20 protein-coding genes and 2 tRNA genes are annotated in these 16086 nt (G+C 71.4%); 11 read left to right on the forward strand and 11 right to left on the reverse strand.

All coding sequences use genetic code 11. From position 1 onward, the window contains the following. The first annotated feature begins 20 nt into the window (after positions 1-20). From gyrA to ASG70_RS05180, 5 genes are all read left to right on the forward strand, one after another. Positions 21-2648 (forward strand): DNA gyrase subunit A, encoded by a 2628-nt coding sequence (gene gyrA, locus ASG70_RS05165; RefSeq protein WP_056882802.1) that lies wholly within the window; start codon positions 21-23, stop codon positions 2646-2648. A 56-nt stretch (positions 2649-2704) separates the two neighbouring features. Further along, positions 2705-3151: a DUF3566 domain-containing protein gene (locus ASG70_RS05170; protein WP_056882803.1), complete on the forward strand. Its 447-nt coding sequence runs from the start codon at positions 2705-2707 to the stop codon at positions 3149-3151. A 139-nt stretch (positions 3152-3290) separates the two neighbouring features. Next, positions 3291-3367, forward strand: a tRNA-Ile gene (locus ASG70_RS05175). A 44-nt stretch (positions 3368-3411) separates the two neighbouring features. Then, positions 3412-3531, forward strand: coding sequence for a DLW-39 family protein (locus tag ASG70_RS19840; RefSeq protein WP_235531349.1), 120 nt, complete (start codon positions 3412-3414; stop codon positions 3529-3531). A 30-nt stretch (positions 3532-3561) separates the two neighbouring features. Beyond that, positions 3562-3637 (forward strand) — tRNA-Ala (locus tag ASG70_RS05180). A gap of 56 nt (positions 3638-3693) precedes the next feature. On the opposite strand, the gene ASG70_RS05185 is transcribed toward ASG70_RS05180, so the two are convergent. The 4 genes from ASG70_RS05185 to ASG70_RS05200 all read right to left on the reverse strand — a co-directional run bounded on the left by ASG70_RS05185 (position 3694) and on the right by ASG70_RS05200 (position 5319). Beyond that, entirely contained in the window at positions 3694-4200 is a 507-nt protein-coding gene (locus tag ASG70_RS05185) for a hypothetical protein (RefSeq protein WP_056882804.1), read from the reverse strand. Positions 4201-4208: 8 nt separating this feature from the next. Further along, a complete protein-coding gene (locus ASG70_RS05190; RefSeq protein ID WP_056882805.1) occupies positions 4209-4391 on the reverse strand; it encodes a YegP family protein in 183 nt (60 codons plus the stop codon). A gap of 96 nt (positions 4392-4487) precedes the next feature. Next, positions 4488-4931, reverse strand: coding sequence for an SRPBCC family protein (locus ASG70_RS05195; RefSeq protein WP_056882806.1), 444 nt, complete (start codon positions 4929-4931; stop codon positions 4488-4490). Between the two features lie 82 nt (positions 4932-5013). Beyond that, positions 5014-5319, reverse strand: a complete 306-nt coding sequence (locus ASG70_RS05200) for a hypothetical protein (protein ID WP_156399830.1) — start codon at positions 5317-5319, stop codon at positions 5014-5016. 107 nt (positions 5320-5426) lie between these two features. Between ASG70_RS05200 and selA the strand changes: the two genes are divergently transcribed. After that, entirely contained in the window at positions 5427-6746 is a 1320-nt protein-coding gene (gene selA / locus ASG70_RS05205; RefSeq protein WP_056882808.1) for an L-seryl-tRNA(Sec) selenium transferase, read from the forward strand. 84 nt (positions 6747-6830) lie between these two features. Here the strand turns inward: selA and ASG70_RS05210 are convergent, their stop codons facing one another. The 6 genes from ASG70_RS05210 to ASG70_RS05235 form a co-directional block, all read right to left on the reverse strand. Further along, a complete protein-coding gene (locus tag ASG70_RS05210) occupies positions 6831-8393 on the reverse strand; it encodes an LGFP repeat-containing protein (RefSeq protein WP_056882809.1) in 1563 nt (520 codons plus the stop codon). Then, positions 8390-8908, reverse strand: a complete 519-nt coding sequence (locus ASG70_RS05215; protein WP_156399831.1) for a hypothetical protein — start codon at positions 8906-8908, stop codon at positions 8390-8392. Before ASG70_RS05215 ends, ASG70_RS05210 begins: the two co-directional genes overlap by 4 nt. A gap of 4 nt (positions 8909-8912) precedes the next feature. Further along, positions 8913-9512 (reverse strand): hypothetical protein, encoded by a 600-nt coding sequence (locus ASG70_RS05220; protein ID WP_056882811.1) that lies wholly within the window; start codon positions 9510-9512, stop codon positions 8913-8915. 98 nt (positions 9513-9610) lie between these two features. Further along, complete coding sequence (locus ASG70_RS19595) at positions 9611-10522, reverse strand: hypothetical protein (RefSeq protein ID WP_056882812.1); 912 nt, start codon at positions 10520-10522, stop codon at positions 9611-9613. Between the two features lie 3 nt (positions 10523-10525). Further along, entirely contained in the window at positions 10526-11083 is a 558-nt protein-coding gene (locus ASG70_RS05230; RefSeq protein WP_056882813.1) for a MauE/DoxX family redox-associated membrane protein, read from the reverse strand. A 177-nt stretch (positions 11084-11260) separates the two neighbouring features. Beyond that, on the reverse strand, positions 11261-12109 hold the full coding sequence (locus ASG70_RS05235; protein WP_056882814.1) for a hypothetical protein: 849 nt from the start codon (positions 12107-12109) through the stop codon (positions 11261-11263). 144 nt (positions 12110-12253) lie between these two features. On the opposite strand from ASG70_RS05235, the gene ASG70_RS05240 reads away from it, so the two are divergent. The 3 genes from ASG70_RS05240 (at position 12254) to ASG70_RS05250 (ending at position 14185) form a co-directional block, all read left to right on the forward strand. Beyond that, positions 12254-12772 carry a peptidylprolyl isomerase gene (locus ASG70_RS05240; protein ID WP_056882815.1) on the forward strand — a complete coding sequence of 173 codons (519 nt, stop codon included), beginning with the start codon at positions 12254-12256 and terminating at the stop codon, positions 12770-12772. Positions 12773-12860: 88 nt separating this feature from the next. After that, entirely contained in the window at positions 12861-13745 is an 885-nt protein-coding gene (locus ASG70_RS05245) for a rhomboid family intramembrane serine protease (RefSeq protein ID WP_056882816.1), read from the forward strand. Between the two features lie 272 nt (positions 13746-14017). Then, positions 14018-14185: a Flp family type IVb pilin gene (locus tag ASG70_RS05250; protein ID WP_056883220.1), complete on the forward strand. Its 168-nt coding sequence runs from the start codon at positions 14018-14020 to the stop codon at positions 14183-14185. Between the two features lie 145 nt (positions 14186-14330). Here the strand turns inward: ASG70_RS05250 and ASG70_RS05255 are convergent, their stop codons facing one another. Then, positions 14331-14579: a cell division protein CrgA gene (locus ASG70_RS05255; protein ID WP_056882817.1), complete on the reverse strand. Its 249-nt coding sequence runs from the start codon at positions 14577-14579 to the stop codon at positions 14331-14333. A gap of 62 nt (positions 14580-14641) precedes the next feature. On the opposite strand from ASG70_RS05255, the gene ASG70_RS05260 reads away from it, so the two are divergent. Then, positions 14642-15391: a DUF881 domain-containing protein gene (locus ASG70_RS05260; RefSeq protein ID WP_056882818.1), complete on the forward strand. Its 750-nt coding sequence runs from the start codon at positions 14642-14644 to the stop codon at positions 15389-15391. Continuing rightward, a complete protein-coding gene (locus tag ASG70_RS05265; RefSeq protein WP_235531350.1) occupies positions 15388-16083 on the forward strand; it encodes a class E sortase in 696 nt (231 codons plus the stop codon). Before ASG70_RS05260 ends, ASG70_RS05265 begins: the two co-directional genes overlap by 4 nt. Positions 16084-16086 lie beyond the last annotated feature (3 nt).

Here is a 16086-nt window from a genome sequence, read left to right on the forward strand (position 1 = left end):
ATTGAGGGACAAGGGAATTCATGACTGAGATACCGCCCGTCGAGTACGACCGGACCGAGGCGATCGACCTCAACGCGGAGATGCAGCGCAGCTACATCGACTACGCCATGACGGTCATCGTCAGCCGCGCGCTGCCCGATGTCCGTGACGGCCTCAAGCCGGTGCACCGCCGCGTCGTCTATGCCATGTACGACGGCGGCTACCGCCCCGACCGCGGCTACAACAAGTGCAGCCGCGTCGTCGGTGAGGTGATGGGCCAGTACCACCCGCACGGTGACTCCTCGATCTACGACGCCCTCGTCCGCCTCGTGCAGGACTGGTCGCTGCGCTACCCGCTCGTCGACGGGCAGGGCAACTTCGGCTCCCCGGGCGACGACCCGGCCGCCGCCCCGCGGTACACCGAGTGCCGGATGGCGCAGCTGGCCATGGAGATGGTCCGCGACATCCACGAGGACACCGTCGACTTCCGCGACAACTACGACGGCAAGACACAGGAGCCGTCCGTCCTGCCGAGCCGCTTTCCCAACCTGCTCGTCAACGGCAGCTCCGGCATCGCCGTCGGCATGGCGACCAACATCCCGCCGCACAACCTGCGTGAGGTCGCCGACGCCGCCCAGTGGTACCTCGCCAACCCCGAGGCCGACCGTGAGCAGTTCCTCGACGCGGTCCTGGCCCGCATCTCCGGCCCCGACTTCCCCACGGGCGCGCTCATCCTCGGCCGCAAGGGCATCGAGGACGCCTACCGCACCGGGCGAGGCTCGGTCATCATGCGCGCGGTCGTGGAGGTCGAGGAGATCCAGGGCCGGCAGTGCCTCGTCGTCACCGAGCTGCCCTACCAGGTCAACCCCGACACCCTGGCCCAGAAGATCGCCGAGCTGACCAAGGAGGGTCGCCTGTCGGGCATCGCCGACATCCGCGACGAGACCTCCGGCCGCACCGGCCAGCGCCTGGTCATCGTGCTCAAGCGCGACGCCGTGGCCAAGGTCGTGCTCAACAACCTCTACAAGCACACCCAGCTGCAGACCAACTTCGGCGCCAACATGTTGGCCCTGGTCGACGGCGTGCCGCGCACGCTGCCGATCGACGCGTTCATCCGCCACTGGGTCGAGCACCAGGTCGAGGTCATCCAGCGCCGGACGCGGTTCCGCCTGCGCAAGGCCGAGAACGAGATCCACATCCTGCGTGGCCTGCTCAAGGCGCTCGACGCCCTCGACGAGGTCATCGCCCTCATCCGCCGGTCGCAGACCGTGGAGGCGGCGCGTGACGGCCTCATCGAGCTGTTGGAGATCGACGAGATCCAGGCCCGCGCCATCCTCGAGATGCAGCTGCGCCGACTGGCCGCCCTCGAGCGCCAGAAGATCATCGACGAGCACGACCGCCTCGAGGCGCTCATCAAGGACTACGAGGACATCCTCGCCAAGCCCGAGCGCCAGCGGAACATCGTGTCCGAGGAGCTCGGTGAGCTCGTCGACAAGTACGGCGACGACCGCCGCACCCGGATCGAGCTCATCGACGGCGACATGTCGATGGAGGACCTCATCCCCGAGGAGGACGTGGTCGTCACCATCACGCGCGGCGGCTACGCCAAGCGCACCCGCGTCGACGCGTACCGGTCGCAGGGCCGTGGCGGCAAGGGCGTCCGCGGCGCCTCCCTGCGCGGTGACGACATGGTCGACCACTTCTTCACCACGACGTCCCACCACTGGCTGCTCTTCTTCACCAACCTGGGTCGGGTCTACCGGGTCAAGGCCTACGAGCTGCCCGACTCCGGTCGTGACGCCAAGGGCCAGCACGTCGCCAACCTGCTCGCGTTCCAGCCGGACGAGAAGATCGCCCAGGTCCTCGACGTCCGCGACTACGAGCAGCAGCCCTACCTCGTGCTCGCGACCAAGAACGGCCTGGTCAAGAAGACGCGCCTCGCCGACTACGACTCCCCCCGCAGCGGTGGCCTGATCGCGGTCAACCTGCGCGACGGCGACGAGCTCGTGGCCGCCGACCTCGCCTCGCAGACCGACGACCTGCTGCTCGTCTCGCGCAAGGCCCAGTCGGTGCGCTTCCATGCCACCGACGAGCAGCTGCGCCCGATGGGCCGCGCCACCAGTGGCGTGACCGGTATGCGGTTCCGCGGCGACGACTCGCTGCTGTCGCTCAGCGTCATCCACGAGGGCGAGGACCCCGACGTGTTCGTGGTCTTCGAGAACGGCATGGCCAAGCGCAGCCCGTCCTCTGACTGGAACGCCAAGGGCCGTGGTGGCCTGGGTGTCGCGGTCGCGAAGATCACCGAGCGCAACGGCGACCTCGTCGGTGCCCTGACGGTCGACGAGGACGACGAGGTGCTGGTCATCTTCGAGAAGGGCAACATCGTCCGGTCGCGCGTCGACGGGGTCCGCCTCACGGGCCGCAACACCATGGGTGTGCAGTTCGCCAAGGCGGGCAAGGGCGACTCGGTCGTGGCGGTGGCCAGGAACCCCGAGCGTTCCGAGGATGAGAGCGACCTGAGCACGGACGGGAGTGCCGCAGGCGACTCAGCGGTCACCGATGCCGTACCGTCGTCCGTGAACGAGCAGGTCGTCGACGGCGCTGAGGGTGATCAGACTCCCCCGGCCCCCGAGGCGACCGAGACCGACTCCACCGGAGGTAACGAGTGAGCACGGCAGGCCACACGAGCACGTCGTCGCGTCCGGGAGGACCGGAGGCTGGGCGGATGAACCGCGGCGCCGAGCAGGTCGGCACGGTTCGCCCGGGAGCGCCCGCGCGCCCGGCCGGGGCTGCTGCCGCCGCCGGCCGCGCCCGTCGGGTCAAACTCACCGTCTCGCGGGTCGACCCCTGGTCGGCGATGAAGATGTCGTTCCTCATCTCCGTGGCCCTCGGCATCGCCGGCGTGGTCATGGTCGCCGTGCTCTGGATGATCCTGTCGGGCATGGGGGTCTTCTCCGAGGTCAACCGCCTGGTGGGCACGATCTTCAACGACAGCGAGAACCCGTTCGACATCATGGACTTCCTCGGCTTCGGTCGGGTGCTGTCCCTGAGCATCGTCATCGGGGTCATCGACGTCATCCTGCTGACCGCCCTGTCGACCCTCGGCGCGTTCCTCTACAACATCTGCTCGGCCCTCGTGGGCGGCCTCCAGCTGACCCTCACCGACGACTGAGAAGCGGCCCCGCGCCGTACCTCGACCGCCCGTCCTCCGACTCCGGAGGGCGGGCGGTATCCGTTTTGGTGGGCAGCCCTACCGTCATGTAACCTCGGGTCTCGCGCCACCACCGTGGCGCAGCGGAGATTGGGCTCACGGGCCTATAGCTCAGACGGTTAGAGCGCTTCCCTGATAAGGAAGAGGCCACAGGTTCAAGTCCTGTTAGGCCCACCAATCCCGATCCCCGCGGGTTCTCTGCGAGGGAAGGCGGACCACCGATGAAGAAGCTCCTGTTTCTCGTCGTGACCGCAGTCGGCGCTGCCGCGATCCAGAAGAAGCTCAAGGCCCAGCAGGCCGAGAAGGACCTCTGGGCCCAGGCGACCGACTCCCCTTCCTGACACAGGAACCTGGGGTCGACTCCCCACTCGGGGGCCATGGCGCAATTGGTAGCGCACCTGCTTTGCAAGCAGGGGGTTAGGGGTTCGAGTCCCCTTGGCTCCACCAGTTCTCGACAGGCCCTTTCCGCTCGTCGGAGAGGGCCTTTTGTTTGCTCGAGACGGTCAGGGAGCGAGCAGGGCGAGGGGCACGCGGCAGCTGACGCCGACGTCGTTGAGCCGATCCAGCAGTGGGGTCCCCTCGACGGTGGGCAGCCGCATCGGCCTGGGGTGACCGGCGGCGAGGGAGCGGGCGTAGTCGTCCCGCGCCGTGACGAGCCGTTGCCAGTCCTCGACCCAGCGGGAGCTTGGCGGGTCGGACGCGAGGACGGACGGACCCAACGAGCGCAGGGCGACGACCATCTCGGTGACGGCGTCGTTCTGGGCGTTGATCGCCCCGACCCGCTGCTGGATCGACGCTGAGGTGCCCACGGCTGCGGCTGCCGTCGCGTCACGCATGGCGGCGCAGTGCGAGGTGGCCGTCCGGACGATCGCAGACCGCTCGATGACGGCAGGGTTGTCGACGTGGGCGAACGACCAGAGCTGCAGGAGCACGACCGCGACCACCCCGCCGGCGACGACGACCGCCACCCGGGCGGCCCAGACCCGCCATCGCGCGCCGGAGCCGCCCACGGGTGGGGCTACCCGTCGACCTCGACGGTCGGCGCGCCGGCGGCGTTGGTCTGGACCGACTTGATGCCGTTCTCGGCCGCGGCCTTGGACTCGTACGCCTCACCCGTCGCGATGACCTGGCCGTTGCTGGCCTTGAGGCGGAAGCGGTACTTCCCGGCCTTGTCCTTGTAGAGCTCGAACTTCCCTGCCATGACGCACCTCCGTGAGTGGACCCGCCAGAACGCTTGGCAGCCTAAGGGCGGTGATCCGCCTCGTACAGAGCCGTTGGTGGGAGAAGCTGGCCAGCCCTACGCGGAGGTGCGCTGCTCGGCGAGGCGCTTCAGGGAGGTCATGGCGTCGAGCGTCTGCTTCGGCAGCTGGCGCTTGATGACCGGCCCGAAGGCACGGCCGAAGCCCTTGGTGGCGATGTCGATGGTGTGGGTCAGGGTCGTCCCCACCCCGTCGGAGGCCGCGACGAAGTCGACGGTGACGTCCATCATCCGGTCGGTGAACTTCATGGCGAAGTGACGGTCGGGCTCGCGGGCGACGATCTGTCCGTCCATGACACCGGTGCGCCGACCGTCGGCGTAGTGGTAGCGCAGCCGGGTGCCGACGTCGTTGGTCCCCGGGTCGAGCTTGTCGATGCCGGTGCACCGGGACAGCCACGTCGGCGTCTGGCTCACGTCGTCGACGATGGCGAAGATCGCAGAGGGTGGAGCGCTGACGGAGAGGGTGTGGGCGAAGCGAGGCATGACATCTCCGAACGCCGGGGAGCGGGGGGTGGGCACACCGTACTCCCGCCCCCGAGGTCGAGGGACCGCTTCGCGACGGGGCTCAGGGACCGGTCCGGGACACCTCGAGCGCGACGGACAGGCTGGGTGGGGCCGGGAGCGGGCGACGTGGTTCACGGACGCCGGTCGGGCCGCCGTCGGACCCGGGCCCGGACCCGGACCACAGGCCGACGAAGCGGCGACCGCGGAGACGACGGTGCCGGTACACGGCGTACACGGTCGCGCCGCCCTGGCCCGGTGCCATGGCGCGGACCCGGGCGACCGCCTCGCTCGCGTCGCCGGCGGCCACCCGGCACGTGCCCCGGCCGCGCCCGCGCGAGTCGCGCTGGGTCACCTCGAACGTCCTCATCCCGCAAGGGTGCTCTCGCGGTGGCGGTGGTGACAAGACCCGGTGCAGCGCAGCCGGGACCGCCCTCGCCTACGCTGGCTCCGGCCGCCGCGACGACAGGAGAGCGCATGCCATCGCCACAGCCCGACGCCCAGGACGTGCGTCGCCTGGTGCCCCGCACCGACGCCGTCCTGGCCGACCCGGAGGTGCAGGCGGCGGTGGCTCGCCTGGGGCGCGACACGGTGCGAGCAGCGGTGAACGGGGCCCAGGGACGGGCGAGGGCAGGACAGATCGCCCCCGACGAGGTCGTCGAGGCGGCCCTCGCCGCCCTCCCCGCTCGCGCGACCACGCTGACCCCGGTCATCAACGCGACTGGTGTCGTCATCCACACCAACCTGGGCCGGGCACCGCTGTCTGAGGCGGCGGTCGAGGCGATGGCCGCGGCCGCCGGCACGGTCGACGTCGAGCTGGACCTGCGCACGGGCAAGCGGTCGAAGCGCGGCCGCGGGACCCTGGCCGCCCTGCTCGAGGTGCTGCCCGAGGCCGGCGGGGCGCTGGTGGTCAACAACGGTGCCGCGGCCCTGGTGCTCGCCACGACGGCCCTGGCCGCGGGGCGTGAGGTCGTCGTCAGCCGCGGCGAGATGGTCGAGATCGGTGACGGGTTCCGGCTCCCCGACCTCATCGCCAGCACCGGTGCCCGCCTGCGCGAGGTCGGCACGACGAACCGGACCACGCTGGCCGACTACGCCGCCGCCGTGGGTCCCGACACCGGCTGCATCCTCAAGGTCCACCCCAGCAACTTCCGGGTCGAGGGTTTCACGGCGTCCGCGTCGGTCGTCGACCTCGCCGGGCTCGGCGTCCCGGTCGTGCACGACATCGGCAGTGGCCTGCTGAGGCCGCACCCGCTGCTGCCCGACGAGCCGGACGCCGCGTCGGCGCTCGCGGAGGGTGCTGCCATCGTGACCTGCAGCGGCGACAAGCTGCTCGGCGGTCCCCAGGCCGGCCTCGTCCTCGGCGACGCCGCCACGGTGGAGACGCTGCGCCGACACCCCCTCGCCCGGGCGCTGCGCGCAGACAAGACCACCCTGGCCGGGCTCGAGGCCACCGTGCGCGGGCCCCGTCCGCCCGTCTGGGACGCCCTCGAGGCCGACCCGGACCGGCTTCGCGCACGGTGCGCCGCGCTGGTCGCCACCCTGCCGACCGGGTCGGGGGCAACGGTGGTGGCCGCCGACGGCGTCGTCGGTGGCGGCGGTGCCCCCGGGAGACCCCTGCCCGGCTGGGCCGTGGCCCTACCCGAGGCGTGTGCCGAGCTGCTGCGCGGGCTGGACGAGCCGGTGCTCGCGCGGGTCGAGCGCGGCCGGTGCCTCGTCGACCCGCGCTGCGTCCCCGAGTCCCTCGACAGGACACTCACCGAGGCCGTGCGCGAGGTACTCGGCCGCCTCGCCTGAGCGCGGCGCCGAGCCCGGCCCCGCGCACCGGGCCCCAACGCACGCGGCCCCAACGCACCCGGCCCCGCGCACCGGGGCGGTGCGTCAGGCCGTGATCGTCCCGCCCTCGAACGTGCAGGTGAGCTTGCCGTCCACGGTCGTGGTGTCCGTGACCGGGTAGCCGTAGCTGCCGGCGGCCCCGCCCTGCGCCTTCCACTCGGTGAGCACCGCACCGAGCACCCGGAAGGGCTTGTCGAGGGCCCAGAGCTCACCTTGCTGGAAGTCCTGGTGCCAGCCGCCGCGGACCTGTCCGGAGACCCGGTTGCCCTTGGGGTACCCGAGCTCGCCGGTCTCGCGGCCACCGGCGACCCACGAGGTGAGGGCGTCGCCGTAGATGCACTTGGTGGACGTGCTGGCCGAGTCGATGACGATGCCGCGCTGGAACTCCTGGCGCCAGCCGCCGTCCGTCATGCCGGAGATGCGGTTGGTCGTCGGGTAGCCGAGGACGCCGGTCTCGCGTCCGGTGCCCTTCCACGCCGTGAACGCGTCGCCGTAGATCGTCTTGACCGGCGTGCTCGCCGAGTCGATGACGACGCCCTTCTGGAACTCCTGGCGCCAGCCGCCGTCGGTCATGCCCGAGATGCGGTTGGTCGTCGGGTAGCCGAGGAGACCGCTCTCGCTACCGGTGCCGGTCCACTGCGTGTACGCCGTGCCGTAGACGATCTTCGTCGTGGTGTCCGGGGAGTCGGTGATGGCGCCGTGCTCGTAGGTCTGGACCCAGCCGCCGTTGACGCGCCCGGTCAGCCACTCGCTCGTGGGGTACCCGAGCAGGCCACGGGGGCCGTCGACGGACGCCCACACCGACTTCACCGAGTTGGGCACGCCGTGCGCCCCCGTCGTCTTGGTGTGGTAGATCGAGCCGCCCTGGTAGACGACGTAGGTGCCACGGCCGTCGCCCACGAGGACCCCGGGCGTGGTCGACGCCTTGAGGTAGGAGCCCTGCGCGCCCATGTCGCGTTCCTTCTGGGAGATCGCCCCCCAGCCCGGCAGGCACGGCGCGCTGTGCTCGGCGGTGCGGTCGTCCACCAGCGAGGTGGTGGTGCAGGAGGCCCACTTGTACGGCGCGACGCAGCTCACCACGCGGCAGTGGACGCCGCCGCTGCACTTGACCTGGGTGTTGCACTGGCCGTAGCGGAACGCGTTGCAGCACACGCGTCGCTGGTCGCAGGTCCGGCTCGACCCGGTGCCGCACGAGCAGCTCCAGCACTTGCTGTCGCAGATGCCGTCGGTGCAGCCGGTCGAGCACTTCGAGCACGACGCGTTGCAGTCGACGATGTAGCGGTAGCCCGCACCGCACCACGAGGAGTCGGCGGCCTTCCACCAGCCAGCGGCGAAGCTGCCGGGCGGGCAGGCGTTGACGCCCTTGTTGACCGTGCAGCAGAACACGGTCCAGCCGCTGCTGGCGGTGTTGCCGGGGCCGCAGATCGTGGCGTAGGCCGGCTGCGGGCGCAGGACGTAGTTCTTGGGGCTGGTGGCCAGGGCCGACCCGGCGACGGCGGCACCGACGAACAGGTCGCGGCGGGAGACGGGCCGCAGCCGGCGCGACAACGAGGACACGAAGCCGGCCATCCCCCCGGGTCCGGCGTTGAGGTCGTCGAGGGTGCTCACGGGTGGCCTCCCAGTCGGGCCAGCGTCGCCCGGTCGGTGATGTGCAGCGAGTTGACGAGCGTCATGGCCCGCGGGACGGACGCCATGCGCCGGGCATGGCTGCCGAGCACGGTGAACAGGCAGAACGCCCGGCCGCCGTGGCTGAAGAACTGCTGGCTGGCGCTCATGCCGGGCAGCGGCCGCTGGAGCCGGTTCGGCGCGAAGTGCGACGGGGCGAGCCGGGGCAGTCCCTGCTTCTCGAACAACCCCTGGTCGGCGACCTCGGACCCGTAGTCGACCAGCGCCACGAACACGTCGTCGGGCCCGAGCAGGTCGACGACCCCGGTCCCGAAGTCTCCGCGGAGCTCGGGCAGCGGCCGGGTGCAGGCGTGCAGCACCGGTCGGGTGACGTCCTGGTCCTCGACCACCCCTCTCGCGCGGGCGTCCGGCGCCACAGGAGTCGCCCCGGGGCGCCGGGTCACGGCGACGTGCCACCCCCGCGGCGCGTCGGCCTTGAGGCCATAGGTGTCTGCCATCTGTTCAGCTCCCAACTGCGACGGCCAGGAGCGCGGCTGCCGCGACCCCCAGCGTCACCCTAGCGACGATTCGTGCGGATCTGGCCCATCTCTCGACGCGGCCGAAGACGGTGTGCAGGGCGGCGCGGTCGGCCACACCACCCATGAGGAGCGACGGCAGGGCCCGGACGACCCCGAAGGTCGCCCCGATCGCCAGCCCCACGCGCAGGTCGCCACCGAGCGCGGCGAGGAGCACGACGGCGTACGTCGTGGCACTGGTGATGATCGTGACGAGGCCGAACCCGAGCTGTGCCCCGAAGCCCACGCCGTACACCCAGCCGCGGTAGCGGGTGAGCCACTGCTCGTCGACCTGCCGCCGCCACGACGGCAGGTCGAGCCGGCCACGCTGGGAGTCGAAGCCCAGCCCCACGAGGAGCAGCACGGCGACGAGGGCCAGCGACCACGACGAGCTGCGTACCGGGTCGGGCACGAGGCCGCCGAGCAGCGAGGCGAGGGCGCCGAGGGCGAGTCCCCCGACGGCCGAGCCGAGGAGGTATGCCGCGGTGGTCACCCACCAGCGGGAGGCACGGGCCCGCTCACCGAGCGGGCTGATGCTGGACAGCATCGACTCGCCTCAAGGGGACCAGGTCGCCCGCACGGCCGCGACGGTGGCCATGGGCAGGCCGAGCGCGAGCGCGAGGGTGGCGACGGACACGGGACCGGTCAGTGCTGGTGGTGGTCGGACGCCGAGGTGTGCTCGTGCTCGTGACCGTGGTCGTGCCCATCGTGCGCGTGCTCGTCGTGGTGGTGCGCGTGGTCGTGACCGTGCTCGTCGGTCGCAGGACCGGCGAGGTCGGGCGAGGTGTACAGGCTCGGGTCGCCCGGGCGGATCCCAGCCGCGAGCAGCTCGTCATCCATGCGCGGCACGCTGTCGCGCTCCCCGCGGCCCAGGGCCTCGCCGACCAGCTGGCCCGGACCGGTGCGCCCAGCAGCGGCGCGGGCGTCCTCGCTGTCGGAGACGCCCTGGGCCATGAGGTCGCGCACCTGCGGCCAGGTGGTCGCCGACCCCTCGCCGGTGACGCGGCCGTCCTCGACGTAGACGAAGTAGGGCGAGCCGGGGATGTCGTAGTCGACCCACGCCGCCGAGGACTGCACGACCGGGACGTCGCCGGCCAGGGAGCGCAGGCTGGGGACGGACTCCTCCTCCAGGCCCTTGGCCACGACCTGCAGGCGACCGTCGCCCGGCACGTCGACCCCCTGCTGGAACTCCTCCCAGAAGGTCTGGCAGACGCTGCAGCCGCTGGTGAGGAAGGCGAGCAGCGTGCGCGAGCCGGGGGTCGTCAGGGTCACCGAGCGCTCGGCGCGCTCGAGGTCGGTGCCGACGATGTCGTGCGCGCGGGTCGAGTCCTTGCGGGTGGCCGGGACGACGCCGTTCTCGAGCTCCACCGGGACGGGGCCCGGGGACCCACCCGTGGTGGCCGTGGTGACGCCGGTGCCCGCGTCCTTCTCGAGCTCGAGGCCGGCACCGAGCTCGTGCAGGGCCTTGAGGATGAGCGCATGGCTGCGCAGGAGACCGAGGACGAGGACGCCGAGCAGGACGACGGCGACCCCTTCGGCGATGACGGCGGCGAGCATGGTTCAGCCCTTCGAACGGGTGCGGGTGGCGCTGCGGACCGCGGCGGCGGTGGTGGTGGGCAGAACGGCCATGGCCATCCAGGCGAGGAAGCCGATGACGACGGCCAGTCCTGCGGTGGTGACCAGGGCCCCGGTGCCGGCGGTCGCGCCCCAGGGGTCGGCCGGCGGGGCTGCGGCGACCGCAGCCGCGACGAGGGCGGCCACGGCGGTCAGGGCCAGGTGGGTGCGGCTCGGCGGGGTGTCGGGCTTGCCGAAGCAGCCGCACGACCCGAGGACGCCGCCCCGGGCGAGGACGAGGGCGACGAAGGCGGTGAAGACGAGGTATGCCGCCGCGACCAGGACCGAGACCACGCGACCGGGGGTGACCACTGCCCACGCGCCCACGACGACCTCGGCCACGGCGAAACTTCGTACGAGGAGGGCGCCGGGAGCGGGGCGCACGGTGAGGCCGGCGCTGCGCAGGGCCCGGACGAGGGGGGCGGGGTCAGCGACCTTCGGCGCCCCGGCCAGTACGAGCAGCCCCGCCGCGGCGAGGTACGGTCCGGCCAGCGCGTCCCACATGTCGCCACACGCTACCTGCCGTCAACGCACACCCCGTGCCACTGCGACACGACCAGAGCCCTGATGACGCCACCGTCGCCCCCTCCATACGACGCGCGTCGCGTAGACACGACGAAGGGCACCGGCGCGTCCGGGTGGACGCAGCGGTGCCCTTCGGGGGACAGCCGTCAGAGCAGGTCAGTCGAGCTTGTCCTTGGTGTCCTCGGCCTGGTCGGCCACGGTGTTCGCGGCGTCCGCGGTGGCATCGGCAGCGGTGCCAGCGGCGTGCTTGCCCTGCGAGGTGGCCTTGTCCTTGGCGTCGGCGGCGACGGAGGTCGCCTTGTCCTTGGCGTCGGAAGCCTTGTCCTTGACGACCTCGGCCGCACCAGCTGCCTTGTCCTTGGCGACGTCGGCGAGGTGGGAGACCTTGTCGCCCGTCGTCGAGGCGCGGCCCGAGGACGGCGCCGTGTAGGGGTCGTCGAGCGGGGTGGCCCACGGGTCCTCGCGCGGCGCGGACTTGCGGAACGCTGCGACGGCGGCACCGATGGCGGCCAGGACGCCGAGACCGATGAGGAACTTGCCCTTGCGGCCGGACTTCTTGGCGACGGCGTCACCCTTGAGGACGGCGAACGCCCCGCCGGAGCGGTCGGCGGTCTCGCCGGCGACGTCGCTCGCGGTGGACTTGGCGGCCGCCGACGCGGCAGCCACGGCCGCGATGGCCTCGGCCACCTTCGGCAGCAGGGTGTCGACGATGGTGTCGCGCGCGGTGTCGACCTTGGGGGCCAGCCCCTCGACAGCGCCCTGCAACTTGGGGGCGGCGACCTCGATGCCGTGGTCCACGTGCGGCTTGGCCCAGTCGCGGGCAGCCTCCACGTGGGGCTTGCTCCAGTCCTTCGCGTGGCCGGCGCGCTCGCGGGCGACCTCGGCCGCCGGGGAGACGCGCTCCTTGAGCGTGGCGGCGTAGTCGGCGGCGGTGTGCGCTGCCGTGGACGCGGTCGAGCTCACGGCCTCGGCGGCCTGTTCGGACTTGCTCTTGGTGCGGAACACCCGTGCCTCCCTGGTTGTGCAGACATGGTCATGCGGAACGTCGGACGCTTCTCGTCACCCATCCTGCCCTGTTTCGGCTGGTGGGCAAGCCAGCGGGGTGCCTGCGAGCGGCCCCTGGAGACCCTTCGTGGAAGGATGAGCGCCATGGACGTCACCCTCAAGACCAACCACGGCGACATCAACGTCACCCTGTTCCCCGACCACGCGCCGAAGACCGTCAAGAACTTCGTCGGCCTCGCCAGCGGTGAGCAGGAGTACCGCGACGACGCGGGTCGCACCAACCCCACGCCGTTCTTCGACGGCCTGACCTTCCACCGGATCATCCCCGGCTTCATGATCCAGGGCGGCTGCCCGCTCGGACAGGGCGTCGGTGGCCCCGGCTACACGTTCGACGACGAGATCAGCCCCGACAAGGACTTCACCAAGCCCTACATGCTCGCCATGGCCAACGCCGGCAAGCGCATGGGCAAGGGCACCAACGGGTCGCAGTTCTTCATCACCGTCGGCCCCACCACCTGGCTGCAGGGCAAGCACACCATCTTCGGTGAGGTCGCCGACGGCCCGAGCCGCGAGGTCGTCGACAAGATCGCGGGCGTGCGCACCGGTGCGAACGACAAGCCGGTCGAGGACGTTGTCATCGAGTCGGTCGTCGTCAACGACTGACCGGCCCGACTGACCGGCACGACCGACCGGCCGGCGACGACCGTCGCCGGCCGACGATGACCCGACCACCCGAAGGCAGGACCCGCCCGTGAGCGAGCCCAGCGCACCACCCCAGCAGCAGGCCCCGCCGGTCTGCCCGCGCCACCCCGACCGGGTGTCGTACGTGCGGTGCCAGCGGTGCTACCGGCCGGTGTGCCCGGAGTGCCAGCGCCCGGCGGCCGTCGGCGTCCAGTGCGTGGACTGTGTCCGCGAGCAGGCGCGGACGGTCCGCTCGGCGACCACCGTCTTCGGGGGTCGGGTCACCGACACCCCCCGGGTGTCCTACGCGATCATCGGGATCTGCGTCCTGGTCTACGTGCTGCAGACCATCACGCCCGGGCTCACCCGCGACATCTGGTTCGTGCCGGTCCTCGGGGAGTCCGAGCCCTGGCGCTTCCTGACCTCGGCCTTCGCCCACGGCTCGGTCACGCACATCCTGTTCAACATGCTGGCCCTGTGGATGGTCGGCGCCCAGTACCTCGAGCGCCTCCTCGGCGCCGCCCGGTACGCCGCGGTGTACCTCGTGAGCGCGGTGGGCGGCTCGGTCGCCTACCTGCTCATGTCCTCGCCGCCGAGCAACGACTTCGCCACGCGCAGCATGTGGCTCACGCCCGCGGTCGGTGCGTCGGGCGCCGTCTTCGGCCTGTTCGGCGCGCTGCTCGTGCTCAACCGCCACCTCGGCCGGTCGTCGGCGGGCATGTACGCGACGATCGGCCTCAACGCCGTCATCGGCTTCGTCGTCCCCAACGTCGCCTGGCAGGCCCACCTCGGGGGCCTGGTCACGGGCGCGGCGCTCGCGGCCGTGATCGCCTGGACGACCCCGCGCGAACGGCGCCGGTGGCAGTGGCCGGGAGTGGCTGCGGTCGTGGTGGTGCTCGTGCTCCTGTCCGTCGCGAAGTACGCGGTGTCGCCGAGCTTCGTGCTCGTCGGCTGACGTTTGTGGACGGACGGTAGCCCGACCGGACTACGCCGCCTGACGTAGGCCCGCCTCAGCAGAATTCCGTATTACACGCCTGTCATTCTGTCCCCAGCTGTGCACAAACCTGTGGACAACCCGATGTGGACAGGCTGTGGACAACCTCTCTCCCGCCGACGCATGAGGACGAGGACCCGCAGCGGCACGATGAGGTCGCCGCCTGCACCTGCCACGCTTCACGGGTCGGGCAGCGTGGTCCCGGCCCGTGTCAGATCGGAGAGAGCTCACCGATGAGCAGACTGTGTGCGAAGTTCCAGGCCCGGGTTGCCGAGCGGGGGGCCACGGCCGTGGAGTACGGCCTCATGATCGCGCTGATCGCGCTGATCATCCTCGCGGCGGTGGCCCTGCTGGGCGACAGCCTGTCCGGCCTCTTCTCCAAGACCGCAAGCAGCGTCTGACGAGGTCGTCCCCTGGCGACAGCCGTACGCCGTTCCCCCCTGATGGCGTGACCTCCCGGACGCGACGAGGCGCCCCTCTCGAGCCAGGCTCGTCGGGGGCGCCTCGGTTCGTCGGCGTCAGGTGGACGTCACCACCGGTGCCCGGTCAGCGCCAGCGCGTCGTCATCGCGAAGCCGGACAGCATCAGGCCGAAGCCGATGCCGAGGTTCCAGCGCCCGATGGCCTCGATGGGGAACCGCTGGCTGGTGATGTAGAAGACGACGATCCACAGCAGGCCGACCACCATCAGGGTCAGCATGACCGGCACGAACCACGGGGGGTTGCCGATCTTCGGCTTCGCAGGCTTGGTGGGCGGGGTGTAGGCGCGCTTGGCGCGGCCCTTGGACTCCGGCACGGAAACACTCCTTGCATGCGGACGGCATCGAGCCGCCGGGACGTTTGGCATAGCGTAGTGCCATGGCAGACCAGCGGCTGACGTGGTTGACGCGCCGGCCCACCGGGTGGTCGGCCGCTGTTCCGCTGGTCGCCCTCGGCGCCGGGCTGCTGTTCGCCACGAGCGCGGCGACCGCCAAGGGCACCGACCTGAGGTCCTCGACCAGCGACGTCCCCGGGCTCATCCGCGAGCAGACCCGCCAGAACGCCATCGCCGCCCAGCGCGTGGCGAGCCTGCGCGCCGACGTCGACCGGCTCTCGGCACTGCAGGCCCCCGGCGACCGGAGGGTCACCCAGCTCACCGCCGACGCCGACGCGCTCACGCTGTCCGCCGGCACGCAGGGTGTCTCCGGCCCGACGGTGCGGGTCTCGATGACCGACGCCAAGACCGTGCCGGACACCCTGCCCGACGGGTTCACCGTCGACGACTACGTCGTGCACCAGCAGGACGTGCAGGCCGTGGTCAACGCGCTGTGGCAGGGAGGCGCCGAGGCGATGATGCTCATGGACCAGCGGATCATCTCCACCAGCGCCGTCCGCTGCGTCGGCAACACCTTGATCCTCCAGGGCCGGGTCTACTCCCCGCCCTACGTCATCACCGCGATCGGCAACCCCGACGACCTGCAGGCGGCGCTCGACGCGAGCCCGACGGTCGGCATCTACAAGCAGTGGGTGGACGCGGTCGGCCTCGGCTACGACGTGACCACCGGACGTGAGACGTTCCCGGCGTATGCCGGTTCCATCAACCTGCAGGACGCGAGGGCGGCGAAGTGAAGGCAGTGCGTTGGGTCCTCGGCATCGGCGGGGACCTGTTCGTCACGGCAGGGCTGCTGCTCCTGCTCTTCGTCGGCTGGCAGCTGTGGTGGACCGACGTCACCGCCAACCGCGTCCAGGACAACACCGTCTCCACGCTGACCCGTGACTTCGCCGCCGGCCCGAAGGGCGGCTCCGGGCCCGCGGCCACGGAGACACCGTCGAAGGTGCCGTTCGGGAGGGCGTTCGCGATCGTGCGCATCCCGCGGTTCGGCGCCGACTACGCGCGCCCGATCCTCGAGGGCACCTCGCGCGACATCCTCATGGACGGCGTGGGCCACTACACGGGCACGGCGACGCCGGGCGCGGTCGGCAACTTCGCCGTCGCCGGCCACCGCACGACGTACGGCCGTCCCTTCCACGACATCGACACCCTCCGCCCGGGTGACAAGGTCGTGGTCGAGACCAAGACGGCGTTCCACGTGTACGTCGTGAAGCGGCACGTCATCGTCGACCCGACCGACGTCGAGGTGATCGCCCCCGTGCCCGAGCAGCCGGGCAAGCAGCCCACGCAGCGCTGGCTGACGATGACCGCGTGCCACCCGAAGTACAGCGCGGCGCAGCGGTACGTCGTGTTCGCCGAGCTCGACAGGTCCTACCCCCGCGCGAAGGGGCTGCCGGCCGGCACCCTGGCGTCACCGAAAGGCAGGTAGCGC

Source organism: Phycicoccus sp. Soil748 (assembly GCF_001428025.1).
Taxonomy (GTDB): Bacteria; Actinomycetota; Actinomycetes; order Actinomycetales; family Dermatophilaceae; genus Pedococcus.